21 protein-coding genes and 2 tRNA genes are annotated in these 23,830 nt (G+C 55.4%); 8 read left to right on the forward strand and 15 right to left on the reverse strand.

All coding sequences use genetic code 11. From position 1 onward, the window contains the following. Positions 1-510 precede the first annotated feature (510 nt). Positions 511-587 (forward strand) — tRNA-Asp (locus tag C7378_RS03950). An 89-nt stretch (positions 588-676) separates the two neighbouring features. Here the strand turns inward: C7378_RS03950 and C7378_RS18145 are convergent. Beyond that, positions 677-934, reverse strand: coding sequence for a tyrosine-type recombinase/integrase (locus C7378_RS18145; protein ID WP_207901327.1), 258 nt, complete (start codon positions 932-934; stop codon positions 677-679). Beyond that, on the reverse strand, positions 823-1,719 hold the full coding sequence (locus C7378_RS03960; RefSeq protein WP_341539114.1) for a response regulator: 897 nt from the start codon (positions 1,717-1,719) through the stop codon (positions 823-825). Before C7378_RS03960 ends, C7378_RS18145 begins: the two co-directional genes overlap by 112 nt. Positions 1,720-1,821: 102 nt before the next feature. Here C7378_RS03960 and C7378_RS03965 point away from each other — a divergent pair, with 102 nt between their 5' ends. The 4 genes from C7378_RS03965 to C7378_RS03980 all read left to right on the forward strand — a co-directional run bounded on the left by C7378_RS03965 (position 1,822) and on the right by C7378_RS03980 (position 5,932). Next, positions 1,822-2,244 carry a hypothetical protein gene (locus tag C7378_RS03965; protein WP_131991970.1) on the forward strand — a complete coding sequence of 141 codons (423 nt, stop codon included), beginning with the start codon at positions 1,822-1,824 and terminating at the stop codon, positions 2,242-2,244. Then, a complete protein-coding gene (locus C7378_RS03970; RefSeq protein WP_131991973.1) occupies positions 2,222-3,700 on the forward strand; it encodes an ATPase domain-containing protein in 1,479 nt (492 codons plus the stop codon). The genes C7378_RS03965 and C7378_RS03970 overlap by 23 nt, the downstream gene beginning before the upstream one ends. A gap of 38 nt (positions 3,701-3,738) precedes the next feature. Then, positions 3,739-4,953, forward strand: coding sequence for a PAS domain-containing sensor histidine kinase (locus tag C7378_RS03975; protein ID WP_131991976.1), 1,215 nt, complete (start codon positions 3,739-3,741; stop codon positions 4,951-4,953). Positions 4,954-5,266: 313 nt separating this feature from the next. Then, on the forward strand, positions 5,267-5,932 hold the full coding sequence (locus C7378_RS03980; protein ID WP_131991979.1) for a hypothetical protein: 666 nt from the start codon (positions 5,267-5,269) through the stop codon (positions 5,930-5,932). 3 nt (positions 5,933-5,935) lie between these two features. Here C7378_RS03980 and C7378_RS03985 read toward each other — a convergent pair whose 3' ends face one another. The 3 genes from C7378_RS03985 to C7378_RS03995 are packed head-to-tail and all read right to left on the reverse strand — an operon-like array spanning position 5,936 to position 10,693. Continuing rightward, positions 5,936-6,466: a hypothetical protein gene (locus tag C7378_RS03985; RefSeq protein WP_131991982.1), complete on the reverse strand. Its 531-nt coding sequence runs from the start codon at positions 6,464-6,466 to the stop codon at positions 5,936-5,938. Beyond that, positions 6,459-8,999, reverse strand: a complete 2,541-nt coding sequence (locus tag C7378_RS03990; RefSeq protein ID WP_165876633.1) for a YbcC family protein — start codon at positions 8,997-8,999, stop codon at positions 6,459-6,461. The genes C7378_RS03985 and C7378_RS03990 overlap by 8 nt, the downstream gene beginning before the upstream one ends. After that, positions 8,996-10,693 (reverse strand): NADH-quinone oxidoreductase subunit L, encoded by a 1,698-nt coding sequence (locus tag C7378_RS03995; protein WP_131991988.1) that lies wholly within the window; start codon positions 10,691-10,693, stop codon positions 8,996-8,998. Before C7378_RS03995 ends, C7378_RS03990 begins: the two co-directional genes overlap by 4 nt. A 63-nt stretch (positions 10,694-10,756) precedes the next feature. Between C7378_RS03995 and C7378_RS18150 the strand changes: the two genes are divergently transcribed. Next, on the forward strand, positions 10,757-11,665 hold the full coding sequence (locus C7378_RS18150) for a LysR family transcriptional regulator (RefSeq protein ID WP_131991991.1): 909 nt from the start codon (positions 10,757-10,759) through the stop codon (positions 11,663-11,665). Between the two features lie 87 nt (positions 11,666-11,752). Here C7378_RS18150 and C7378_RS04005 read toward each other — a convergent pair. The 10 genes from C7378_RS04005 to C7378_RS17800 form a co-directional block, all read right to left on the reverse strand. Next, positions 11,753-11,828: transfer RNA gene (locus C7378_RS04005), tRNA-Lys, on the reverse strand. Positions 11,829-11,921: 93 nt separating this feature from the next. Continuing rightward, positions 11,922-13,544, reverse strand: a complete 1,623-nt coding sequence (locus C7378_RS04010) for a carboxypeptidase-like regulatory domain-containing protein (RefSeq protein ID WP_165876635.1) — start codon at positions 13,542-13,544, stop codon at positions 11,922-11,924. Between the two features lie 144 nt (positions 13,545-13,688). Further along, positions 13,689-15,431 carry a GWxTD domain-containing protein gene (locus tag C7378_RS04015; RefSeq protein ID WP_131991997.1) on the reverse strand — a complete coding sequence of 581 codons (1,743 nt, stop codon included), beginning with the start codon at positions 15,429-15,431 and terminating at the stop codon, positions 13,689-13,691. Positions 15,432-15,511: 80 nt separating this feature from the next. After that, on the reverse strand, positions 15,512-16,849 hold the full coding sequence (locus C7378_RS04020; protein WP_131992000.1) for a peptidase associated/transthyretin-like domain-containing protein: 1,338 nt from the start codon (positions 16,847-16,849) through the stop codon (positions 15,512-15,514). Positions 16,850-16,886: 37 nt separating this feature from the next. After that, positions 16,887-17,183, reverse strand: a complete 297-nt coding sequence (locus C7378_RS04025) for a hypothetical protein (RefSeq protein WP_131992003.1) — start codon at positions 17,181-17,183, stop codon at positions 16,887-16,889. Further along, a complete protein-coding gene (locus tag C7378_RS04030; protein WP_243648052.1) occupies positions 17,180-17,644 on the reverse strand; it encodes a cytochrome c-type biogenesis protein in 465 nt (154 codons plus the stop codon). Before C7378_RS04030 ends, C7378_RS04025 begins: the two co-directional genes overlap by 4 nt. After that, the gene (locus C7378_RS04035; RefSeq protein WP_131992006.1) at positions 17,644-19,704 is read right to left on the reverse strand and encodes a heme lyase CcmF/NrfE family subunit; all 2,061 of its coding nucleotides are present in this window, start codon (positions 19,702-19,704) and stop codon (positions 17,644-17,646) included. The genes C7378_RS04030 and C7378_RS04035 overlap by 1 nt, the downstream gene beginning before the upstream one ends. An 87-nt stretch (positions 19,705-19,791) precedes the next feature. Then, complete coding sequence (locus C7378_RS04040) at positions 19,792-20,025, reverse strand: anti-sigma factor family protein (RefSeq protein ID WP_131992009.1); 234 nt, start codon at positions 20,023-20,025, stop codon at positions 19,792-19,794. Then, positions 20,022-20,654 carry a sigma-70 family RNA polymerase sigma factor gene (locus C7378_RS04045; RefSeq protein WP_131992012.1) on the reverse strand — a complete coding sequence of 211 codons (633 nt, stop codon included), beginning with the start codon at positions 20,652-20,654 and terminating at the stop codon, positions 20,022-20,024. The genes C7378_RS04040 and C7378_RS04045 overlap by 4 nt, the downstream gene beginning before the upstream one ends. A gap of 106 nt (positions 20,655-20,760) precedes the next feature. Continuing rightward, a complete protein-coding gene (locus C7378_RS17800; RefSeq protein ID WP_207901329.1) occupies positions 20,761-20,964 on the reverse strand; it encodes a YjbQ family protein in 204 nt (67 codons plus the stop codon). Between the two features lie 226 nt (positions 20,965-21,190). On the opposite strand from C7378_RS17800, the gene C7378_RS04055 reads away from it, so the two are divergent. Next, positions 21,191-22,105: an MBL fold metallo-hydrolase gene (locus C7378_RS04055; RefSeq protein WP_131992018.1), complete on the forward strand. Its 915-nt coding sequence runs from the start codon at positions 21,191-21,193 to the stop codon at positions 22,103-22,105. Between the two features lie 185 nt (positions 22,106-22,290). Further along, positions 22,291-23,775 carry a circularly permuted type 2 ATP-grasp protein gene (locus tag C7378_RS04060; protein WP_131992021.1) on the forward strand — a complete coding sequence of 495 codons (1,485 nt, stop codon included), beginning with the start codon at positions 22,291-22,293 and terminating at the stop codon, positions 23,773-23,775. The last annotated feature ends 55 nt before the right edge of the window (positions 23,776-23,830 follow it).

The raw sequence follows: 23,830 nt of genomic DNA on the forward strand, positions 1-23,830 counted from the left end.
CCGACGAGCGCTTGCTGAGATCTTTCTGGACTGAGCGTCACCAACGGCTAAGGCAAACAGCCCTCGAGATTGAGTCGGCAATCCCAGAGTTTAGCCGATTGTCAAAAAGAGCGGTCGGGCGCTAAGTAGCGCGGCACCCTCAGTTTCAGGTGGGATGTAGCTTAGAAAAGCTCTCCAGTATGGGCGCTCCTTTTAGGCGGCGTGTGAGCAGAAGCGCTCCGGCTTCTGCACGCACGCTGACGTTGTGGGGGGAATATTGATGCTGTAAGATTGCGCGGCTTTGTCGAACGCACAAGGCGTTAACATTTTTGCCGGATAAGTGGGGCTGCGCTCCAAATTTCGCATTCATCTGGTAGACTTAATTTTGTGCTTGCGGTGGTGATTTTGTTCTTCGGAAAGAGCTCAAAATCTAGTCCACAGCAGTGAAAATGTAGAGTCAAGCGTAAGCGGCCAAGCCTGCAAAAAGTTTGATTCGAATGTGGCATAATAGTCAAGTTGTTGAAACAATTTGGGGACGTAGCTCAGTTGGTTAGAGCGCTGCCCTGTCACGGCAGAGGTCGCGGGTTCGAGCCCCGTCGTCCCCGCCATAGATTCTATAGGACTGAGAAGCTATGGCAACCCAAAGTGACATCAAAAAGACAACGGTTGTGGGTTTAATATAGGTGCAATAAGCACCCTATCCTGCTTTTTGAGGGTGTGGCGCACCCTTCATTTCACACAGATTCGGAACCATCATCCTTACAACCTTGCTCGGTGCGGCCCGCTTATGCGAGTTGGTCGTGTGCGTGTACACGTCAAGCGTAATCCTGTTGTTCGCGTGCCTCAAAAGCTCCTGGACGGTCTTAACATCTTCTCCATTCGCTTTGAGCAATGTGCCAAAGCTGTGACGGAAGGTATGGTTTCGCGCATGGCGAGCCCGGCGCGAAGAAAGCACTGCCCCGCAATGGTGACAGCATGAGTTCTGTCGTTCGCCTGCAATTTGTCCACTAAATTTTTGATGTGGAAGTTGACTGTCGTCTCGGCTATGGCGAGTTGATCGGCAATCTGCTTATTTCGATAGCCGTCTCGGATGAGCCGAAGCACCTGCAACTCCCGGTCGGTGAGATCATCTTCGCCGAGATGTTCCGAGAGGCGCGCAGCGACTTCAGGAGGAAGATAGCGGCGACCTGCGTGGACTGTGCGGATCACCCCCAGCAATTCGTTCTTCGGCATGCTCTTGAGAATGTAACCAGAGGCGCCGGCCTGCATGGCGCGACGGATCTCTCCGTCGCTATCAGAGGTGGTCAGCATGACAATACGCGCATGAGGATATTCTCCGCGAATAGCGATCAGTGCATCAGTGCCATTCGTGCCAGGCAGACGGAAATCCATGAGAGTGACATCGGGGCGTAGGCGACGGAACTCCGCGAGCGCTTCAATTGCATTCGTTGCCTGTGAAACCAGAATCATGTCTGGCTGAGAAGCAATGATCGTGCTCAGGCCCTCCCGGAAAACGGGATGGTCTTCGACGCTCAAGATGCGAATCGGCTGGCTACCCATCCCGAGACCCTCAATAGGATAATTGTAGAGCGCTATCATTTCGTTTGAAAATGCCAGCTTATGCTGATAATGGCTCGGCCCTAATTGACTCGGCACTGCCTCGCTGCTCGGTGCAATCGAGACCAAGGCAAGGAGTTGCAGCATGCTTCCTAAGCAGAGACTCAAGGAATACTCGCTCATTGAGTGCTCCACAACGCAGGCCTGATTACGCGCAAAGCGTATCATAACCTTGTATAGGCTGATCGGTAATGCAAGCCATGAGGGCGGCACTTGATGCAGCCAATGAAGGCGACTGTCATCCCTTCGACAACCCGAGATTTGACCGAACGCCTTATTGCCTTGGAGCGCTGCGAAGCGGACGGCGAGACGGCGCCTGCGTTTCGTGTTTGCGATAAGCTGCGTCGTCCGCTAAGCATGCTGATGGGAACGCAAGGCTATCGAGCCCTCATTAGCCGTGCCTTGACTCTCGCACAAAGAGAGTCGAAATTGCTGACTTCAGTCCGCGTTAAAGAAGATGGTGCTCTGGAGTGCCTGAACAGCGAAGCTTTCCCCGTCGCCGCCTTGCTTGCAAAGCAATTGATTGCTCTCCTGCTGTCGTTTGTGGGCGAAGCGGTGACGCTTCGTCTTTTGGATGATGTTTGGCCGACTCTGCGCGGCTCGGAAACTACTCAAGGGGATTTGGATGACTCAAAACGGCAAAGTTAAGATCAATAAACTGCCTTCAGGTGTACTGGGTCTGGATGAGATTTTGGGCGGCGGCCTCCCTGAGTTCTCCTTCAACATCATCGCTGGGGCTCCCGGCTGCGGCAAGACCACGCTCGCCCATCAATTCATGTTTGCAAACGCTACAGAAGAACGGCCAGCACTGTACTTCACTGTGCTTGGAGAACCCGCGCTGAAAATGCTGCGATATCAGCAGCAGTACACCTTTTTTGAAGTCGAGAAGCTAAATAATGCTGTTCGGTTTGTCAATCTCAGTCAGGTTCTGATCGACGGCGGCCTTGAGGCCGTGCTGGAGGAGATCGGTAAGCAGGTCAATTCGTTGAATCCTGGCATTGTTATCGTGGACTCTTTTCGCAGCGTACTCCGTAGCAAGACAGGACCGGCGAACGAGATTGAAGTGCAAGGGTTCATGCAACGACTGGCTCTCCTGCTAACCAGTTGCGAGGCCACCACGTTCCTGATCGGGGAGTACGCTGAATCCGAATTGCAGGACAACCCTGTTTTCACTGTTGCAGATGGACTCTTTTGGCTCTATCAGACCGTCGAGCGGAATTCCGTAGTCCGCAAACTGCAGTTGATGAAGCTGCGGGGCCAGATGTCGGTTCCCGGCCTTCACACGTTTCGCATCACTGAGGGCGGTTTACAGGCATTCTCCAGAACGCTCGGTTTGACGGGCAAAAAGCGCAAGGTACCCGCCAGAAAGCGCTTGTCTTCGGGCATCCCGGCATTGGACGAAATGATGGGCGGAGGGATCCCGGAAGGTGATAGCCTCCTCATCGCTGGTGCCTCAGGGACAGGAAAATCGCTTCTCGCGACTCAGTTCATCGCCGCCGGCATTCGTGCGGGTGAACCCGGGATCGTCGCGGTGTTCGAGGAGCGACCCGACGAGTATGCAGGACGGGCCTCGATATTCGGGCTCGATTTAGAAACCCCCATAAGGGACGGAACGCTGGAAGTCATCTATCTGCGCCCCTTAGACCTTTCGGTGGACGAGATGATGCAGGAACTTCTCGATGCCGTAAAACGGACGGACGCCAAACGGTTGGTCATCGACTCCCTCGCCGGCTTCGAGATGGCCCTGGCCCCAGGGTTCCGGGCTGACTTCCGGGAATCACTGTATCGGATGATTTTCGCCCTAACGGGCCTCGGAATCACGATTCTGAGCACGCTGGAAATGGAGGAATCCTTTACAGAGTTCCGCTTTAGTACCTACTCCATCTCTTTCTTGACCGACGATATCATCCGCCTGCGGTATGTGGAGATTGACGGGCAGCTCCGGAAGATCATGATGGTGGTCAAGATGAGGGGCGCTGCTCACAGCCCAGACATTCGAGAATACGAGATCACTGCCGATGGAGTTACGATCGGTGAACGGCTGGCCAACTACTCCGAACTCATAACCGGCATCCCACATAAGACAGAATCCTCTGGGAATTAAAGCCTCTCGTTTGGGGCGAAGTCCTGTCTAGGAGAGCGATGTCGGAAGGAACAAATAGGACGAAAACGACAGGTGAAATGCTGGACCTGTGCCGGGCGGTAACAGAGATCTCGCCTATGCCGATCATTGGCGTAGAGGATCCGGCACACAGAATCTCTTATGTTAATCGGGCCTTTTGCCTGCTGGTAGGCAGGGGTGAAGAGGAACTTCTCGGAATGGACTTCGGGGAAATCCCCTTCGTCGGCGAGCAATGCGCATTAAGCCTTGACAGGGTCTACCGGACCGGACACGCAGAAATCCTCACTCTTGGTGAGCGCTCCGGAAAGTATCCGCTGTGCTCATATGTCATGTGGCCCGTACTTTCAGTGGAAAGGTCGTCTGCAGGAATCATCGTGCAGGTGATCGAAGAGACCTCCGTTCATCAGGTGGCGATTGCAATGAACGAGGCGCTCATGTTGGGAATGATCCGCCAGCAGGAACTGGCCGAAGCAGCGGATGCCTTGAATGCGCAATTGCAAGCGGAAATTGTAGCTCGTAAGGTGGCGGAAGAAGCTCTCATCCGCAGCGAAAAGCTGGCTGCAGTGGGACGCATGTCAGCAGTCATTGCCCATGAGATAAACAATCCACTGGCGGCCGTCATGGGGCTGCTGTATTTGGCTATAAACGCGGAAGGCATTCCGGACGTGGTTCGCAGATATCTCGAATCCGCCGATGCAGAACTAACGAGAGCCGCTCACATCACACGTCAGACCCTCGGCTTCTACCACGAGATGGCTGCACCGGTCACTTTCCCGTTTGTAACGCTTGTGGATTCCGTTCTCGACCTTCTGCGGAGCAAGGTCAATTCAAGGCAGGCAAATTTGGACGTGCAGTGCGAGACAGGGCTGGAAATCACCGCAGTCCATGGTGAACTGCGACAGGTGCTCTCCAACCTGCTTGCGAATAGCCTCGATGCTTTGAGCCAGAAGGGCCGGATAACCATCCGAGCTTCGGCTGCCCGACATTCGTCGGACGGGAGCGCACGGGTCAGGATCACGGTTTCTGACAACGGGAAGGGCAGCGAACCTGCAGCACTAGCCCAGATATTTGAGCCATTTTTCACGACGAAGGGTACGACGGGCAACGGTCTAGGGCTTTGGGTGACAAAGCAGATCATCGAAAAGCACTGCGGTGAGATCCGCCTTCGTTCCAGCACGAGTGGGAAGCACCAGGGGACATCATTTTCTATAACTTTGCCAAAGGGCGGAATCTAATCCCGCCCAAAGCGCCATCCAGCACAGAGGAAGGCGAAGTCGCTCAATGCATAGGTGCCAGCCGTTCAATAACGCATCTTGAGGGCGGGAGTAGACGAGTCAAGCAGGACGGCGAGTACGTAACGGTCAATAGTGCTCAGCTTTCATGCGAGATTTGAGGTAGCTTACTTGGTGTGACTCCAAGCTGGAGTCGGATGAAGCGCGCTAAGCATTTCATGACCACCGTTACCGGCATGAAAGTCTTCTCCTCTAAAGGCCTCACATCCAAGGCGAGACGCAGCGTGCAAGGACAGGACCGATGCTTCCTCCTCCAATGATTCGCGATTGGGCCCGCAGGCTCATCGCTTCAGAATTTGAAGCTGATCCACTCTCCGCGCAGACTGAGCATGCGACAATTCGCGTTTATGATAAGCTTCGCCAGTATCTGTGCACCCCCGTAGGGGTCAGCGGTTTTCAGGCGCTGGCTTCTCGTGCGTTGTCTCTAGCCAAGTCACAATGTCCAAAGCTCTGCTCAGTGCAGGTAACGGCAAATGGGGACTTGCGCGGCCTTGACGAAGCTCAATTTCAATTGGACACAGATGAGGATGGCGGGGTCGGAATTGATCTGATTTCACAATTGCTAGGTCTGCTTTTTACCCTCATTGGCGAAGCGGCAACGATGCGTTTGATGGAAGATGTGCCTTGTCAGAGTATGGTCGGGGCGGAGTGGGAAATGACAGACGCGAGGATCGCCGCGAGAGGAACGCGCTACCTCAAGCCTTTCGAAGATATTCTGCTGGAAGCCGATCAACTGAGGAGCGTGAGCGAACGCCTTGAGGCCCTAGCGGACAAACATACCTGTATCGAAGAGATTATGAGTCTCGCAGGTAACATCCGCAAGATGGCTGCGCTTTTGGACGTTTTCACCCTCATCCGGAGCAAAGCTGGGGACGATCAAGATGAGGCACGTAGGCCACCAGCGAATGGCTATGTGAATTGAGTTTCAACCAGCGAGACATTCAGAGTCGGTACCGGGAGCACCGGATATTGTTTGGCTCTTGATGAATAGAGCATTCGTTGGACGTAGACCAGGATGTTTGCTTTTCAAATAGCTTATCTGTTCTCCTGGCGAGCGCTTTTTCTCTCTGGACGAAAACACTGGATAGACGGCGTTCAGGCTCTGGATACATCCTTTAGTCTTAAAGGTATCTAGGATTCGGCTCAAGGCTTCTTGGCGTGCGGTTGGTTCCAGCAGGTCCGGCTGGCAAACTGTGAGGAGGAGCCAAATCCCATTCACAGATATCCAGTCAGGACTGAAGAGTTGGTGATGGTGCTCTAAGCGAGAGAGGTTGCAGAGATGTCCTTTTTCTGGAAGAGCTCGCGCCAACGCTGCCGGTGGCATCAGAATCACTGCAAGCAGATCGAATATTTCGTCCTCCACGGACGCGCGGCGCTCAAACCCCATGAGACTCTGCACATTCTCGAGAGCGCGGTTAAGATAGATCTCATCATGGACCAGAAGGACTTTACGCATCTCTTTCCTCCGTGAGGATTGCTAACTGCTCGCTTACATTGAAACCGTTGACCTGCACTGGATGCCAGATGCCATCCCTGTAACGTGATAAAGTTGCCGATCCAAGCGTGATTTGGAATAGGTGTATCCATGCGTTATGGATCAGGTTTCTGACAACTTCGTGCTTGAGAATGATTGCGTCAATCAACCTCTGTGGTGCTTCGATGAAGACACTCAGGCGCAGGGGGATATGGCGTAATTTATATCCGTCATGCAGGGACTGGAGCGGAAGTCCAATGCGAAGATCGCCACCATTGCCCTCGAAAACGCCTAGTCGCCCGCCCACTACGTTGTGGAGTACCTTATTGCCGCTTCCATAGAGGCGATTGTCGACCGTGGATGCGTAGTACTGCATATTGATCCAGTTGGTAACGAGCATAGGAGCGGTCATGATGGCCTCCAGGACGCTGCCATCGGGGTCAAGAATGCTCTGGTACTCGTGCAGGAACACGCGGCCCTGCAGGTCAATGCCGCGGCTTCGCCTGCGCGGGGCAATCAGGAATGCAGCATTGTTGGCAAGCCCCCACTCAGGCCGAACCTGGGACCAATCCTGGCTACGAATGCGAAATTGATCCAGTAGGCTTTTGGCGGAAGTGGCTTTGTGGCCGTTGATTCCGACGGATTGAGCCCGTTCCGTTCGCGCTCGATGACCTGCCTGTTGCAGCCACTCCTGCAAACGCGTGAGATCGGAAGCATGACTCTGCGGGAGTAAATCTGTGTCAAAGATCGTAACTTCGTCCGTCGTTGTGTTGTGCAGTGCGGCCAGAGCATGAGTTGTCGAGGGAATTGCGATACCCCGCTGGAGCAGCCCACTTCGAATCGTTGCGTCGTTCAGAAGGCCCGCAAGAACCCTCGCATTGACCTCACCGGTCTGCCCACCGCACGCACCGCAATCGAGTCCCGCTGCATGTGGATTGTTGACACTATGACTGCCATGGCCGGTCAGCAAAAGCAGGCGTGCGAAGCCTGATGTGAGGCTCATATTGGTTAGAATGCCGGCAATCAGCTCACACAGGCTTTCCACAGAAGACAGGTTATCCCCACTGCTATGCGAGAGGCGCGGGCGCAGAGAAGAATGTGGACCAGGAGTAATACCGTTTGTTTCGACGCTTCGATTAGGGCGATGCAAGGTGCTTTTCAGCAGCGAAGTTGTATAGAAGAACCCGCACGATTCAACAAACGTGAACGTGGAGTTTGCTGAGGTTTTAAAGTCCTTCCATATAGCCTTGAAGCGCAGACTCCTCTGCATTTTGTGTAGCGCCTTCTGATCGGTGTCTTCTGAGCCGGTGCTATCAGCGACACACAGTTTCGGTGCGAGGAGGCCCGGCAGCTGGGGACGCTCAGTGTGAGTACCAAGCGGCGTGTAGGAGATGGGCAGACCAAAGAATCCAGCAAATCCCAGCGTCTCGATTTCATCAGAACAAGATTCGAGGGCGCGCCGGAATACTTCCGAGCGGACATCGATGCAAAAGACCGCCTGAACTGCCGGGGTCCTTTCACCATTCGAGCCTGAAAGAGGTCGGCTGTACTTAAGCGCACTGCAAAGCTCACGCTGGTACGCCATTTCCAGCGCCTCCTGAAATATCCAGTCAACTGACGACTGTTGTTCAGCGTGTTCCCGCCATTCAAGGAGTTCCTTCCACCCGTTCTGCCATGCAGGGGACTCTTTCGATTCGAGCAGGTGAACAAACACAAAGTGCTCCCATGCGAGTCGAATGGCCAGCAGTTGGATAATGTGGTCGTTATCTCTCCGAGCAAGGCGTGCCTGCCAACGCTCAAAGGCGCACCACGATGCCCACCCGTTGATGCTCATCAGAAGCGCTGTCAGGTAATTCACCCATTCCTCCTGGGGAATAGGCAGCGTTTGCAGTGCCTCGTCAATCAGGTTGAGGGGTTCATTCGGCAAAGACAGCGCGTGATGACGCATGTCGTGGATGCCCATAAGAAGCCATGGGCTCATATCTGTGCGGGCGTGGTGTAGCCAACTCTGGTAGAGGTCTCTCCTGTGTGGGGTTTCCCACGAGGATTGGCAACGGTCGAAGTAAGAGGCGCAGTGCTGGCTCACGTTGTGCGTGACGAAGTCACTGATAGACACGCCGTGCAACAGATCACGTTGCGAATCTGCTATAGCGGTAGCGAGAGGGACCCGTGGGATGGACGGTGACTCACTTTCGAGTTCGCATAGAAGGTCCGTCAGCGAAATGTTGAGTCCTGACTGACGCAATGCTTCCTGCAAGTGCTCCCTGCCCAACGATCCTGATTTCAACTGGTCGCGATAAAAGCTGCGCGGCATAAGCATGCGTGAGCCCGAGTAGCTTTCGATACGGTGAGCAGCGGTGTGGATTGCATCACCGATAACGCCCCAATACGGGTTGACAGCAATGAACTGGTCCAGCGGCCAGGTAGGGGCAATACTTTGGCAAGCGCTTTCGACGGCTTCACGTGTCGCATTTATTTTAGGAGGGGACGACGGTACCTGTTCAAGCGTCTTCATAATCTCACTCCTCTTGCTTCGAATGGTTGCGCTGCGTCTCGCCGACGCGTGATTTCTGAGCTTTGCTTTGCGGGCCATATGCGAAACGTTGCTCGCGTAAAAAGCTCATCCAGGTAGAGTCCCGCATAGAACCATGGATAGAGCGTTGTGGCGATTTGTCCCAGCGGGTTGGCGCGAATGATTGCGTGGAGAGTGTAGAGTAGCGCGAAGCACGCCACTGGAAAGATCAGAATTGCGTGTTGGGGTGCGGGGCCGATCGTGGCTAGCGGGGCCAATCGCTGGAAGAGACGGTCGTATCCGAAGTAGAGGACGCTGATGCCGAGAGCGGATATCGGGAGAAGGAGTGAAGCTTCAATGCTGCAGGTGCTGGAAATTGCTGCGAGAATTCCAGCAGTTGCGAGTCCCACGACCGTGATGCAAAAGATCATGACTGCATTCATGCGGAGATGAGGTTGCCATAGGAGTGCTCCCAGTATTGCCACGAAGAGGCCCGAAAGGGCGCTTCCGATCAATGCGTTAACACCGATCGCTGGGCGCGGCGGCATCATGCGCTTGAGCTTCGCCTGATTGACTGTCCCCCCTGATCCGAGGAACGCGTGTGCTTTATACAGGGAGTGCGCCAGCAGATGCAGGAAGGCTAGACCATAAAGCCCCAGCCCGCATTCCATGAGCATGAATCCCATCTGGGCGCAGGTAGACCAGGCCAGATGGACCTTGATACTGATGCGGGTGGTCATGACGAGGGAACTGATGATCGCAGTCAAGCAACCGATAACCACAAGCAGACCTTGTGCCATCTGCGTGGTGTTGATGACTGGAGCAAGTCGGATGAGCATGAACCCCCCGAGATTAACAACTCCTGCGTGAAGCAGAGCAGAAACAGGCGTGGGCGCTTCCATCACTTGAATGAGCCAACCATGCAATGGCAGTTGCGCGCACTTAATCATGGCACTGATAGCAAGCAGTAAAGCCGCGACATGAATTGAGGCCGAAATTGGATGAGATCCCGAGATTCGATGCATCACTTCGTCCATCTCGAAGCTGCCCGTCTGCGACCCGAGAAGCATGACTCCGCAGAGAAGGGTAAAATCCCCCAGCCTGCTCGCCAGAAACTTCTTATGGGCCGCAATGACAGCTGCTTGGCGATGGGGGTATAGCGTCAATAGGCCGTGCAGCGAGAGGCTTGTGAGAACCCACGCAAGAAGAAAGAGGACTAGATTGTTCGTCACCACGAGCAGGCTTACAGCTGCGAGGGTCCGCATCAGGTTCCCAATATATCGAGGTTCTTTAGGGTCTCCGGACATGTATGCGCGTGAATAGCTGACGATGACCCAGCCGAGAAAGGTAACGAGCAAAAGCATGAGCGCTTCCACCACATCGAAGCGAAAGCTCAGATGGAAGCTGCCTATCGTGAGCAGAGAGCTGATGCGCGGCCGGCGGACAAGCGCTGGTGTATGTAGGAGCGCGTCGGAGCAGCACGCAAAGGAAAGAAGTAACGATAGGGAGCTGACGATCCGAGTCAGTCTCCACGCTTTTCGTATCGAAAGCTTCTGTATAGAAACGAGTTGTCCGGCAAATCCTCCCAGAAAGTACAGGACTGAGGGAACGCAAAGCAGAATGGCATGGTGAGACGGCCATAGGCACTGAAAGTGAGCCATTGCAGATGTCCTTTCACTCTCACAACTTTCGGACATTGATGCAATTCTGTAAAATGCATATATTGGAAGGAAACGTTCTATTTAAAGTATGAGTTACACGTGAGACTGAATTATCACCATCTTCACTATTTTTGGGCCGTAGCCAAAGACGGCAATCTGACGCGGACTGCGGCGCAGTTGCATGTTTCGCAGTCGGCTCTTTCGTCGCAGATCAAGGCGCTCGAAGAAGATCTTGGTCAGGCGCTCTTCTTGCGAGAGGGAAGAAGTCTTCAGCTCACCGAAGCTGGGCGACTCGCTTTGACCTATGCCGACACGATCTTTGCCGCAGGAAATGAGCTCTCTGCCTTGATGAAAGACGGAGAGTTTCGTAAGCGGCAGACAGTGAGGATTGGCGCCGTTGCCACACTGTCCCGCAATTTCCAGGAAAACTTTGTGCGTCCTCTTTTACGGCTCGACGACATTGAGATGGTCCTTCAGTCCGGGACGTTGACGGATCTTCTCGCTCGTCTGAGTGTTCACGGCATAGATCTCGTTTTGTCTAACCGTAGAGTCCACCGTGACGCTCAGAATCCATGGCAGTCTCATCGGATTGCCAGACAACCTGTAAGCCTGGTTGGAAAGCCGCGCCGAAGCAAAAGACGATTCGTATTCCCAGATGACCTCTGCAACTATCCAATTCTGCTGCCGAGCCTGGAAAGCGAAATCAGGGCAGGATTCGATCTCTTGTGTGAGCAGCACCGGGTCACGTACCGAACCCTCGCCGAAGTGGATGACATGGCGATGCTTCGACTTCTGGCTCGGGACACGGATGCCATCGCCCTTGTCCCGACCGTCGTCGTGCAGGATGAGTTGAGAACTGGACTTCTGGTGGAGTATTGCGTTGTCCCACAGCTGTTTGAAGACTTTTATGCGATCACGGTCAAGAGACACTTTCAATCGCCAATCCTGAGATCTCTACTCAAGCGCAGGGACGGGGATGTACTTGGTGAGGTTTCTACGTCAGCGTAGGGAGGAAAGTGAAAGTTGATCGGGTGCAGATCGTCGACTGCAAATCTCAGTTTGACCGATGTGTCGAAGTGGTCCCAGCGGATTGAATGGTGGACGCGGAAGGAATCGAACCTTCAACCTGTCGATTAAGAGTCGAATGCTCTGCCAGTTGAGCTACGCGTCCATTCTTTGGGAAACTGCCGAGTGGCAGTCTGTCAGACTTGGAGGACATGACTTCTCATGTCCACTTGAAAAATATAGCACAGGCATTCTCGAATTAAAAAGAAAACGAGAGGCCACCTTCGAGGCACCGCTCAGCCTGCGCAAAGTAGAGTGTGCTGCCATCGCGGGTGACGAAGGGGCGGTACCCCTCAGCCAGAAGATTTCGTACATCTACCAATGCCTCAATCCCTTGGGGAAGAACATGATGATAGCGGATCGGTTGACGCACAAAGAAACTCAGATAGGGGGCGGGCAGGCCGCTATTAAATGGCGCCACTGGCGTCATGCTGTCAGCGGATTGCCAGCGGTACGAAGCTCGCCATTCAGTTCCACCATGGGATGCTTTGCCGTTGATAGCTGCCGCGTACATCTGCGAGTTCCTGGGGCGGAGGCTCATCAGGCCTGATGCAAGCGTTGAGGATACAGGCAGCTCACCCATCTGCAGCGCCGCGCCGCTAGCCACGCTCATGGAAACCCACACGCCATCGCCAACCTTCTCATCGGCTTCGCCTAGTATGCCCGACCCCTCAAAGTTCTGGGCCGCTACTTGCATCAACGCAGTCGCGGGATCATACAGAACATCCTGGGCAGCCCAGTCAGCAGCAGAAAGTGTGCCGCCGGCAGAGATGATCGGATTATCCAGCTGGTCGTGATAGGCGACAACACGCATGTGAAGGTTGCCCGTATGCTTCTCGACAGCAAGCTCCTGATGAAGTCCGTGTTCGACAAGCAGCCTGCCATTTTGCTCGGCGACCAGCGGCGCCATGGAGCTATTCTGGTCGATCTGGTCAGCACGCTGCGCATTTGGCGAAGTGGCCATGCGATATGCGATATCCGCCGGGCCGGCATGAATCGTTGCACTCGCGAAGGGCATGGCAGCAACCAGGGTGCTGCCCATGTGTACGGCTTCAATCTGCGTCCCGGCCTCAAGCTGTACCGCATTCATGAAATTCATGACCTGGGCACTGCGCAGCATCATCGCTTGAAACCCCTGCTGATTAGGCCCCCCCGCAATTTCGGGCCGATCCTCAAATGTGGCGACAGACATGAAAGTGCGTCCCGGGGCCAGTTGTTGCTCATATCCGACCACCGAGCCGATGGCGGCACTCTGCGCCTCGCTCAGGTCCGCGCGGAAGATCACCTGACTGGAATCATCCCTGGACTGTTCGACTTCAAAGTCGTGATGAAGTCCGCCATCGCCGAACTGGGCCGCACCGCCACGAACCGTGACCCGGGCTTTGAGGGCCGGCCCTGCACCATCGTTGACGACAACCAGGGGGCCATCCTCGAGCATTCGAAGCAGGGGACGGTTGGTGGAGAGACGGAGAGTCCACGTCCAGTCGTCCTTAGGTTCGTCAGCCTGGCGTGTCTGCACGGGCAGCCAGCGGAAAGCTTCGTAGAGAGTGTTGAGTGTCAGGTTGACTACAAGGTGTGAACTGGCAAGCACATGCAGATTCTCACGAAGAGTCGGCAGAAACATCTCACCGGTGGCTTTAAGCCCATAGGTTCCTGCGAGTACATGCGGAAGCGCGTAGCGCCCATGGTCGTCGGTGAACACCTGGCCGGCGACTGAGTAGTCGGCACGGATCAGCTGAACGATCGCTCCGACCTGAGGAGTGCCGTGCGCGTCGCGCACGACTCCGGTGACCACACCTGGGCCAGCTGCATATGCAGGCACACAGAGCATTGCGAAAATGACAGCCAATGCCGAACCGATTATGGACGCTCTCTGGGTCACTTCAAATCTGTCGTTATGCGCTCCTGGCCAATTGCTCCAATAAATGAAAGTTGCAGGCTGCAGCTCTTAGCGGCTGCTTGCCCTCTACTGCACAGTGAAGGGAGCGCTCTGAGCAATGATCTGTTTAGAGACGCTGTCGTTAACTGTGATCTTTACACGATATTTACCAGGTTGCACGGATGCAAGAGGGACAGTCCTTGCCAGCGTCACCTGATCAGAATTGGCTTCTATCGTGTTGGAATCCTCGTGTGTATCGAGAATTGCCTTGTTTGAGGCAAGGTCGATGATCTGATACTCGATCGTTGCGTCGTTCTTCTTGCTCTTGTCATCAATGCCGAGATTGTAGACTTGCATCCACATGTTCAGGCTCTGATTGCGCTGAAAAGTGACAGGCGTGGCAAGGTTTGCGGTCACGGCAGGCAGCAGCTTGGTATTGCCGATGATGAAGTTGCCTTCGCCGATATCCTTGGATGGCACCTTCTCCATGCGGTTTGCCAGAATCAGCGAGGATGCTGCAAGGCGGTCGTCATCGTATTTAGGAACATTTACTGCCTGTGCCCAGGTACCGATGTGATCCGGATTGTTGACGTCTTTAATAGCAATGTCGACGCGGTAGCGGCCGGGCCGGAGAGGCAGGGCCTTCCAGTACAGGCGCTTGTTGTCCAGTGTCTTCGAGAGCAGTTCGGAAGGCTCTTCTACTTCCACTGTGTCTTCAAAGGTCTGGACAATGCGGTCCGTGATTGTGGAAACGCGTCCAATGATGTGAACGTCCCCGCGCGACACACCATCCTTGGTGACAAAGGTGATGTCCCGGTTCTTGATCTGCAGTGTGAGCGGAACGAGCACCGTGTCATCGGTCACTTTCACATAGTCCGTCCGCACATCAAAGGGAAAGTAAGGCCCGCTGAGAACTTTATGGCTGGATAAAAACTGCTCGAGTTGCAAGTCCTTGAACTTGATCACCGGAGGTGCCTGCAGTTTCGCGAACTGTTCCAGACGGTCAAACTGCTTGCTCTGGCCCATCCCGGACATTGGTCCATTGCCCAGGCTTTCGAGGCCGCCGCGGAAGCGGTCTGCACGCTTGGCCATGCCCATCTGCTCATAGAGCGTCTGACCTGCGCCGGGGACGTGCAAAAGCGCGTCCTTCTCGGAGCGATCGATCGTCATGTGGTAATCGCCGCACATGCAGGTGTCGACAAACTCGATGTCTATGTTCTCGCCAATGCCCTCGATGTAGCGGTAGTGCCAAGTCTCAAAAGGATAGGTCGAGGTTGTGCCGCCGCCTTCATCCATCGGGCGATCATAGGTTCCGCCGCTCGGATGTGATTCGATCGAGTCCGGCTTGCCATAGGCGATATACATGTGGCCCCGATCCGTCTTCCAGCCCGGCTTGCCTGCGGCGTAGTGCTCATTGGCATACGCGATACGACGGTAATGCTCTTCGCGAAATTCGTTTTCCGGGGAGTCGGGATTCGGATTGCGGCGCTGCCAGAACTGCTCGATGAATGCCTCACGCTCTTCATCGTTGCTCAGACTCTTGAAAGCTTTCGCTTCCTGGTCGGTGATGATCCAGCGTACGTCCTCGTCAAGCCACTTCTTGTAGGGGCCCTTCAATTCCTGCTTCAGCTGTTTCTGCTGGTTGAAGCGCTCCTTGTCGGAGAGCTGTCGCTTAAGCGGATCCTGCTGCATATCATCAGCCGATGGGGTCGCCTGGGTGAGTGTCCCGGCAGGCTGTGACGTCTGTTGCTGCGCACGGCTTGAAGGAATAGCAACTGCAATTGCACCTAACGCAATAGCAAGGGAAAAAGGAAGACTACGTTTAGGCATAAGCTGCTGGGTACTCCCGCTACCACTATTGAATTTTAAGGGTTTGTGAATGCACAGTACAAGAAATCTTTAAGGATTTCTTATCTGGATACAACCTTTCCATTGGCTTCCCGCTGAATGGCACGCTTGAGAACCGTCTCAAGCGCGCGCTTCGCCTCGGTATATTCGGACTCGCTGAGCGATCCATCGATGCGCTGGGTCTCAAGGGCAAAGAGCTCGTCTTTCAGCGCAGACAATAAGCCGCTGCCGCTCTGCTGTGGAGCGGACGGCAAGGGGGAAGACGCCGGACTCGTCCCGGTCTGCGGGGCGGAACCTGGCTTGCCGCGGAGAAAAAACGCCGCAGCGGCAGCCAGCACCAAAGCCAGCCCGCTCAGGATCCACCACTTGTATTTATTAAGGGGATCGGGCGTATCGATCGGGTTGCCGAGTCCGCCGCCGGGTCGCGTATCGGCGCTGGCTTGTCCCGCTTGAGGGCCCATCCCTGCCTGAGCGCCTTGCTGGGTTTGCTGACCCGCCTGCTGGCCTTCTCGTGGCATCGACCCGCTGCCGGAGACAGTAAAGCTTATGTTCTGCGCCGGAGTAACGTCTTTGGCAACCATGGTCAGGGCGTTCATGTCGTCATTGACGGGCTGGAACGAAGCCCCTTTGGGGTTGCCGAACTGCATGGACTTGGGCATCAGGACGACAAGGTTGTCGGTTGGCATCGAGACGCGCGGATTGAAGGTAAAAGAGCCGCTGTAGGGCAGGTGATAGCTCACCTGGAAGCGGGTCTCGCCCTGATTCTGGCCCTGCGCCTGGATCGCATCGGAGACACTCGGCCGAATCGGGAAGACGAAGGCAAAGTGGCCCTTCTCCCCGTTGACTGGTATTGGCGAAGAAGATACCGGCATTCCGGAGGGGCCCATTGCCGCCGAGCCATCGATTCGTGCTCCGTCCGGCAGATAAATTTCATAAGCATGGTCACTGAACTGGGTGCGTGGCGGCTTCGAGTCGTTGCGCACGAAGTAGTTCTGGATGACGTGCAGGCCCTGGGGATCCGTTTCGACACGGATTACATCCGCCTCCGTACGTACTCCGGCGACCTTGGCAGCGACGTCATAAACATCCACATTGACAGTCGTCGAACCTGGCTGAATGGGTTCGAAATAAGTTGCTTTCTGGTGATTGACGCGGATCAGGTGCATGCCGTTGTCCGGCACGTCGATGGTGTAGTGCCCCTTCGCGTCGGTCTTGGTGCGGCCTGCCTCCTGCATCCCTTGACCAAAGGAGATGAGCACCACATCGTCACTCGCAGCAGGCTTGTTCGTGGTCTTGTTCGTGACCGTTCCGGAGACCGGTGCCGCAAAAGCGGCGGAGGAAGTAAGCAGCAGGGCGAATGCGCACAGAGCGCGAATAGGATTATTTACTTTTAGCGTCATGATGTTCCGGTTGCAATTTTACAGGTAAGGAGGAGCGTCAGGCTCCAAAGGCACGTCTGCCGGGCCGAAGAGCCCCTTCAATGCTTTCTATCTCAGCCAGGACTTCAGCCGCCTCGTTCTCCATGGAGGCTCGCTGTGCCGCATAATCCTCTTCAAGATATTTCCCAGCGCGATATTCGAAGTTGAGATCACGCAGGTTCTCGTAGAGGACGTCCTTGCGTTCGAGCAGGAAGTCGAGACGGGTCTTCTGCGTCTGCGCCTCGATATTCCGCTCGGGATAGAAAACATAGATCATGATGCCAGCAAGAAGCAGCAGGGAAGCGGCAATGCTCATAGTTCAGTCTCCCGGCGAATACGGTCGCGCATTGTTTTGAAGTCCGGCCTCGCTGGATCTTCGGGCATAGGGACCGTTTGCATCCGCCACTTGCGGACCAGCAGGACTGTTCCCAGAATTCCCAATAGCAGGACGAGCGGTGGCACGAACCAGACGGCCTTGTTGAACCTGGTCAGCATCGGTGCGGCAAGTACCGTGGGGCCGTACTTGGCTTGAAAAGCTTCCAGAATGGTTGTGTCACTGTCTCCGTGGCTGATTGCCGTGCGCAGCTCGCCAAGCATCCGTTCGGAGTCGGGGCAGCCCACATGATTGCACTCAATCAGCACCTGGTTGCAGCCGCACACACACATCATCTTGTGGCCTAAGTCGTTGAAGCGAACCGCTGTATCGGTCGAGGCCGTAGTAAAGGCTACCAGCACCGCCAGCATCAGGCATTGGCCCAGCCTCTTGAAGATCGACATTAGTCGGCTCCTGCCGTGATTGCGGGCTCAGACTGCTCAGCCCGCTGGGTGCGGCCGGCCGCAAGAGCCGCGCTCATATTGGGCATTAATGCTACCGCCGTGCCAAAGATGACGATAATAACGCCAATCCAGATCCAAGCAACCAGCGGATTGAGGAACACCTTGATGATCGGCTGGCCGGTATCCGGGTCCTTGCCCGCATAGATTACATAGAGATCCCATGCCAGCGTTGAATGATTTGCCACGATCGTCGAGGTCGTCTGGCTGGCCTGGTAAAAGCGACGCTCCGGAGACAGTTGCGTAATCTTTTTGCCCGCCCGATAGACGTCAAGCAGGGCATACTCCGTGTCGTAGTTCAGGTTTGAATCTTGGGTATAACTCTGACATTCCAGGCGGTATGGCCCCAATGTCATGCTCTGCTTGAAGCCTAGTTCCTGCTCTTTGTTCTGGTTGAAAGCAGAGCCGGCAAGTCCGATGAAGATAACTACCACGCCGAAATGGACGATGTACCCGCCGTAGCGCCGTGTATTGCGCCTGGTCAACTGGACCATCGACGCGAAGATGTTCTTGCCCGTATGGCGTGAGATAACCCCGGCGCCGCGCAGAAACTCGGCCGAGATCGCTGTCGTAACCAGCGCAGCCATGGACCAGGCCATGAGGGAGTAGAACGCACCCTGTTCTTCGCTGAAGTTGTGCCATGGACGTTCGCCGCACGCAATCAGGATGAGCGCAGTAGCGAGCCCCGCCGCCAGAGGCAGGATGAAGTTCTTGCGAATGCTCTTGAAGGATGAACTGCGCCACGCCAGCAGGGGACCGATACCGGTCAGGAAGAGTAGAAAGATGCCGATGGGCACCGCTACACGGTTGTAGAAAGGTGGCCCGACGGTGATCTTATTGCCCTGGACGTACTCTGAGATGACCGGGAGCAGCGTTCCCCAGAGAACGGTGAAGCATGCCGCCAGCAAGACCAGGTTGTTGAAAAGGAAGCTGGATTCGCGCGACACGAGCGACTCCAGCTTGTTCTCGGATTTGAGGTGGTCGCGCTGCAGAACAAAGGTGAAGAGGCAGACCGACATCACAATGATGAGAAAAGCCCAGAACCAGGTGCCGATCGACGATTCAGCAAAGGCATGAACGCTGCTGACCAGGCCTGAGCGTGTAAGCAGGGTTCCCAGGATCGACAGCATGAATGTCGAAAAGATCAGCCAGACATTCCAATTCTTCATCATGCCGCGCTTTTCCTGCATCATGACCGAGTGCAGGAAGGCCGTTCCCGTCAGCCAGGGCATTAGGGAAGCATTCTCGACCGGATCCCATCCCCAGTAGCCGCCCCAGCCCAGCACTGAATATGCCCAGTGCGCACCCAGAAAGATGCCACAGGTCAGGAAGAGCCACGTCACCATGGTCCAGCGGCGAGTGATGTGTATCCACTTCTCGCCGGGGTAGCGCATCATCAGCGCCCCGAGAGCGAAGGCGAACGGCACAGAAAAGCCGACGTAGCCCAGGTAGAGCATCGGCGGATGAATCACCATCTCCGGATACTGCAGCAGCGGGTTCAGACCGAAACCATCTGCCGGCACTTGACCGCTCACCAGCGCAAAGGGCGGAGCGGCAAAGTTCAGCAAAGCGAGAAAAAAGAGCTGAATTCCTGCCAGGATCGTCGACGCATAGGCAGTCAGTTTGACGTCGACTTTGTGCCGAAGCCTCAGGACAAAGCCGTAAGCCGCCAGCAGCCAGGCCCATAGGAGGAGCGAACCCTCCTGTCCCGACCAGAGCGCTGCAAACTTGTAAGGCCCGGGCAGGGCGCGGTTTGAGTGATGCAGGATGTAGGAGACGGAGAAGTCGTTGGTGAAAGCGGCCCAGACCAGCGCGAACGCGGCAGCTGTGACAGCGAAAAAGCTGCCAATCCCCGCGCGGCGCGCCGTTTCAGCCAGCTTTTCCGGGGCGACGCGACCGCTGGCACTGGTTGCGATCTGACGCAGCGCGATAGCCCCTACGACCAATGTATAGGCGCTGAGCGCCAGCGCGAGCAAGAGAGCGAAGCTACCGAAGGCTGGCATAGTGATTAACTTACGATTCTCGCAGAGCCGAGCTGAGTCGGCAATCAATCGAAAGATTTAATTGTGCAGCTTTGATGAAATGATCAATCAGCAATTCTTGCACTTCGCAAGGATTGCCTTCTGCAGTCGCTCTCTGAGAGCTTGCGGAAGCTCGTAGACCTCATGGCTGCGATAGATCTCAATGGTCTTGCGAGTGGTGTTGAAGGTGATCATGCAGTGTTCGCACCCGCGCAGGTGTTCCTTCAGCTCATCGCGCATGGTTGTCGTCGCTGTATCGTCGATCAGTTCGTCGAGTTGCGCCAGAAACTCTGAGCAGGTCACTTCACACCATCCTGGGTCTTCTTCTTTGCACGAAAATAGCGGCTGAGCCGCTCTCGTAACTGCAGCCGCGCACGCAGCAATCGCGACTTCACTGCAGGGATACTGAGTCCCAACGTCTCTGCCGTCTCTTCAGTGGACAGCCCATCTACATCGCGCAACACAAACACAATTCTGAATCCCGGGGGCAGACCCTGTATGGTCTTGCGCAAAATCTCCGCCAGTTCGGACTGGTTATACTGCTGCTCGGGATCTGGTCCCCAGTCCGCCAGATCGCGGGGCATCGAGCCTTCTTCCGTTTCGACATCTTCATCGATCGAAACCATCTTGCCCGTGCGGCGCTTGCGTAGCCGCATCAGCGCTTCATTGACCGCGATGCGCACCAGCCAGGTGTAGAACTTCGAATTGCCCTGGAACTGGTTTAGTTTCTCGTAGGCCTTGAGGAAGGCATCCTGGACAACATCCTCTGCGTCTTCGCGGTTCTGCGTAATGTGCTGGGCAATGCGGAAAACCTGGCGGTCGTACTGCTTTACCAGCTTCTCGAATGCCTGAACATCACCCTCACGCGCCCGGTTGACGAGCAAGACGTCCGGGTGTACCTCCTCGGTACCTGGTGATTGGATTGCTGGCATGGCTGGCGGCTTCAGGAAGTTTGCCTTTCTTTCTATTTTTCCGGCACGAGTTATTCTGCGCCTTGTCAGATAGTAAATGTGTGCGGTGTTTCTGAGCAAAAACCCGCTAAGCGCCGCTGACCCGCACCACCGATAGCTGGCGCTCGCGTGGTCCATCAAACTCAATCAGGACGATTCGCTGCCAGGTGCCCAGGAGCAGCCTTCCGTTATCTACAGGAACACTTACCGAGGAGCCAATCATGGACGAGAAGATATGGTCAGGAGCATGTGCCGGGTTGTGGGGATGCCGGTAGTTGAGCTTCGGCATCATATGTGGCCAGGGCTGCCGTAGTGTGCAGAACATGCACAAAGCAGATGCCGTTTGCTGAGTCTGGGCCGAGCGTCTTCTCAATGTGGCCGGTAATATCAACAACCTGACGCCGATGACGTGTCTTGATCGTGAGCCTGTCCATGAATCCTCCGATGCAAGGGATCTCTCCATCGTCGCATCCCGCGCGATCCGCAGGCATCTAATTTCTGTGGCAGATCGCAGGTTTATGGCAGGCAAACTGAAGTTCATAGCTGAATTGGTGGGGGAGTCTCTTTTTCAGCCTCTCCGTGGCACGCAGCATACTCCGGTCCTGGCGGATCGTAACGAACTGGGAATCACCTTCATCGGTCATTCTTCCTTTCTTATTCAGCTTGGCGGCCTCAACCTGCTCGTCGATCCGGTGTTTGCCATGTGGCTTATCCTGCTACGCCGGCACCGGCGCGCAGGTGTAGCGTTGCGTAGTCTGCCTCCCATTGATGCCGTCCTGCTGACGCATGCTCATATGGATCACCTGAACCTGCCCTCTCTCAGGCGCATCATTCGACACACTACGAAGCTCAGTGGAAAGCCGCCCGAGGTGATTGTTCCGTCCGGCGTAGAGGATATCGTTGAGAAGCTGGGCTTCTCCCGCATCACTTCCATGCGATGGTGGCAGCAGCATGATCTCCGCGGGCTCAAGTTGACCATGACACCTGCTTCGCACTGGGGCGCGCGCATGTTTAGCGATACACATCGAGGCTTTGGCGGCTATGCGTTGGAGTATGGCGAGCATCGCGTCTATCACTCCGGCGATACCGCATACTTCGATGGTTTTCGGGAGATCGGCGCGCGCCTGGCCCCACAGGTTGCGCTTCTGCCGATTGGGGCGTATTCGCCTGATAACTTCCGCAGCGTTCACACAAGTCCGGAAGATGCATTGCAGGCATTCCTTGACCTTAAGGCAAGGGCGATGATCCCGATGCACTTCGGCACTTTCAAGCTATCGAGTGAGCCGATGGATGAACCTCTTCCTCGGCTGCTTGCCGCGGCGGAAAGTGCGGGAGTTCGCCAGTCTATTCTTCCCCTCGCCGAGGGTGAGACCCGGATTGTGAAGCAGCCCCGGGCGGAGGACACTTCTGCGCCGCTCTTTACCCACGTCTAGCTCTTGCCTTGCGTGGCCTGACACCTCTGGGCGGTGGAATTTCAGTCTCGGATTTCGTGAACATTCTTGCTGCCTGCCGACGGACGTGCTACAACGGAGAAACTTCGTAGCGTTTCACCGTCCATTCAGCAACACCAAGTCAGACAAGGCAGAAGTGAATTTAAAGACGAGGAGCAGAGTATCTGATGAGCGTGTCCCTTGGCCGCCGCGAATTCGACCATCCTCTTCTGCGCAGCTATTTTCTGGACGAAGCCTTCGATGAGATGTTTGACATCGATGGTCGCATCCGTCCGCACTACGAAGCACTGCTGCAGGTGCTCACCACCATGCCCCGGGAAGAATTGCAGCGCCGAAAGCAGTCCGCTGATGTCTCTTTTCTTCTGCAGGGAATTACCTTCACTGTCTATGGGCGCGATGAAGGTACAGAGCGCATCTTTCCTTATGATCTGGTGCCCCGGCTCATTCCGGCGGAGGAGTGGAATCGGATTGAACGTGGGCTGACGCAGCGGATCACCGCCCTCAATCTCTTTCTTCATGACGTCTATCACGAGGGCAAGATTCTTGCTCAGGGCGTGGTGCCTCGTGAGGTTGTCTACAGCTGCAAGCACTTCCGTCGACAGATGCGCGGACTGCAGGTGCCGCGTAACGTCTATGTCGCGATTGCGGGAACTGACCTCTTGCGCATGGAGTCGGGCGAGTTCGTCGTGCTTGAGGATAATCTCCGCGTTCCGAGCGGCGTATCTTACATGCTCACCAATCGCCGCATTATGCGGCGCACGCTTCCTTACCTCTTCCGCAAATACGGCGTTCAGCCAATCGAGCACTATCCGCAGGCTCTGCAAAGCACGCTTCGCTCAATAGCCCCTGAGGGGCGTGCTGAGCCGACCATCGTGCTGCTGACGCCCGGCGTCTACAACTCCGCTTACTTCGAACACACCTACCTGGCGCGGCAGATGGGAATCGAGCTGGTGGAAGGCCGCGATCTGGTCGTTCACGACAACGTCGTCTATATGCGCACAACAGGTGGCTTGAAACGTGTGGACGTGATCTATCGCCGCGTGGACGACGACTTCATTGACCCGCTAGCCTTCCGTACTGATTCGATCCTTGGCTCTGCGGGCCTGTTTAACGCCTATCGCGCAGGCAATGTCACGCTCGCTAACGCCTTCGGTACTGGCGTTGCAGATGATAAAGCACTCTATGCCTATGTGCCCGCGATCATCCGCTACTACCTGAATGAGGAGCCTGTCCTCAAGAATGTTGAGACGTTTCTGATGACTGACCCGACCCATCGCCAGCATGTGCTCAGCGATCTGGGACGGTTTGTGGTCAAGGCCGTTGGTGAGTCCGGTGGATATGGCATGTTGATTGGGCCGCACAGTTCTGCTGCCGAGCGCGAAGATTTCAAGCAGCGCATTGAGGCAGATCCGCGCAACTACATCGCCCAGCCCACGCTGTCGTTTTCACGCTCCGCCTGCCTGCAGGAAGATGGCAGCATCGAACCGCGTCATGTCGATCTGCGACCTTACATTCTTTTCGGGGATAAAGTGACGATTGTGCCCGGCGGACTCACGCGTGTGGCCCTCCGTAAGGGTTCACTGGTAGTTAACTCGTCTCAGGGCGGCGGCAGTAAAGATACATGGGTACTTAGTCAGTCTCCACAAGCCTGAATTGCTGGGGAGTCAGATAACTTATCGGGAAGATGACAGTTGCAGCTCTGCAGGC

It is taken from the genome of Acidipila rosea (genome assembly GCF_004339725.1).
In the GTDB taxonomy this organism is placed as follows: Bacteria; Acidobacteriota; Terriglobia; order Terriglobales; family Acidobacteriaceae; genus Acidipila; species Acidipila rosea.

Bases quoted from the DNA above. Each gene is read 5' to 3' on its own strand.
- C7378_RS03990 (WP_165876633.1), bottom strand. From the start codon at position 8,999: ATGAAGACGCTTGAACAGGTACCGTCGTCCCCTCCTAAAATAAATGCG.
- C7378_RS04015 (WP_131991997.1), bottom strand. From the start codon at position 15,431: ATGCCTAAACGTAGTCTTCCTTTTTCCCTTGCTATTGCGTTAGGTGCA.
- C7378_RS04035 (WP_131992006.1), bottom strand. From the start codon at position 19,704: ATGCCAGCCTTCGGTAGCTTCGCTCTCTTGCTCGCGCTGGCGCTCAGC.
- C7378_RS17800 (WP_207901329.1), bottom strand. From the start codon at position 20,964: ATGATGCCGAAGCTCAACTACCGGCATCCCCACAACCCGGCACATGCT.
- C7378_RS03980 (WP_131991979.1), top strand. From the start codon at position 5,267: ATGATTCGCGATTGGGCCCGCAGGCTCATCGCTTCAGAATTTGAAGCT.
- C7378_RS04060 (WP_131992021.1), top strand. From the start codon at position 22,291: ATGAGCGTGTCCCTTGGCCGCCGCGAATTCGACCATCCTCTTCTGCGC.
- C7378_RS03985 (WP_131991982.1), bottom strand. From the start codon at position 6,466: ATGCGTAAAGTCCTTCTGGTCCATGATGAGATCTATCTTAACCGCGCT.
- C7378_RS03960 (WP_341539114.1), bottom strand. From the start codon at position 1,719: ATGAGCGAGTATTCCTTGAGTCTCTGCTTAGGAAGCATGCTGCAACTC.
- C7378_RS03970 (WP_131991973.1), top strand. From the start codon at position 2,222: ATGACTCAAAACGGCAAAGTTAAGATCAATAAACTGCCTTCAGGTGTA.
- C7378_RS03975 (WP_131991976.1), top strand. From the start codon at position 3,739: ATGTCGGAAGGAACAAATAGGACGAAAACGACAGGTGAAATGCTGGAC.
- C7378_RS04025 (WP_131992003.1), bottom strand. From the start codon at position 17,183: ATGAGCATTGCCGCTTCCCTGCTGCTTCTTGCTGGCATCATGATCTAT.
- C7378_RS04045 (WP_131992012.1), bottom strand. From the start codon at position 20,654: ATGCCAGCAATCCAATCACCAGGTACCGAGGAGGTACACCCGGACGTC.
- C7378_RS04030 (WP_243648052.1), bottom strand. From the start codon at position 17,644: ATGTCGATCTTCAAGAGGCTGGGCCAATGCCTGATGCTGGCGGTGCTG.
- C7378_RS04020 (WP_131992000.1), bottom strand. From the start codon at position 16,849: ATGACGCTAAAAGTAAATAATCCTATTCGCGCTCTGTGCGCATTCGCC.
- C7378_RS03995 (WP_131991988.1), bottom strand. From the start codon at position 10,693: ATGTCCGAAAGTTGTGAGAGTGAAAGGACATCTGCAATGGCTCACTTT.
- C7378_RS03965 (WP_131991970.1), top strand. From the start codon at position 1,822: ATGAAGGCGACTGTCATCCCTTCGACAACCCGAGATTTGACCGAACGC.
- C7378_RS04055 (WP_131992018.1), top strand. From the start codon at position 21,191: ATGGCAGGCAAACTGAAGTTCATAGCTGAATTGGTGGGGGAGTCTCTT.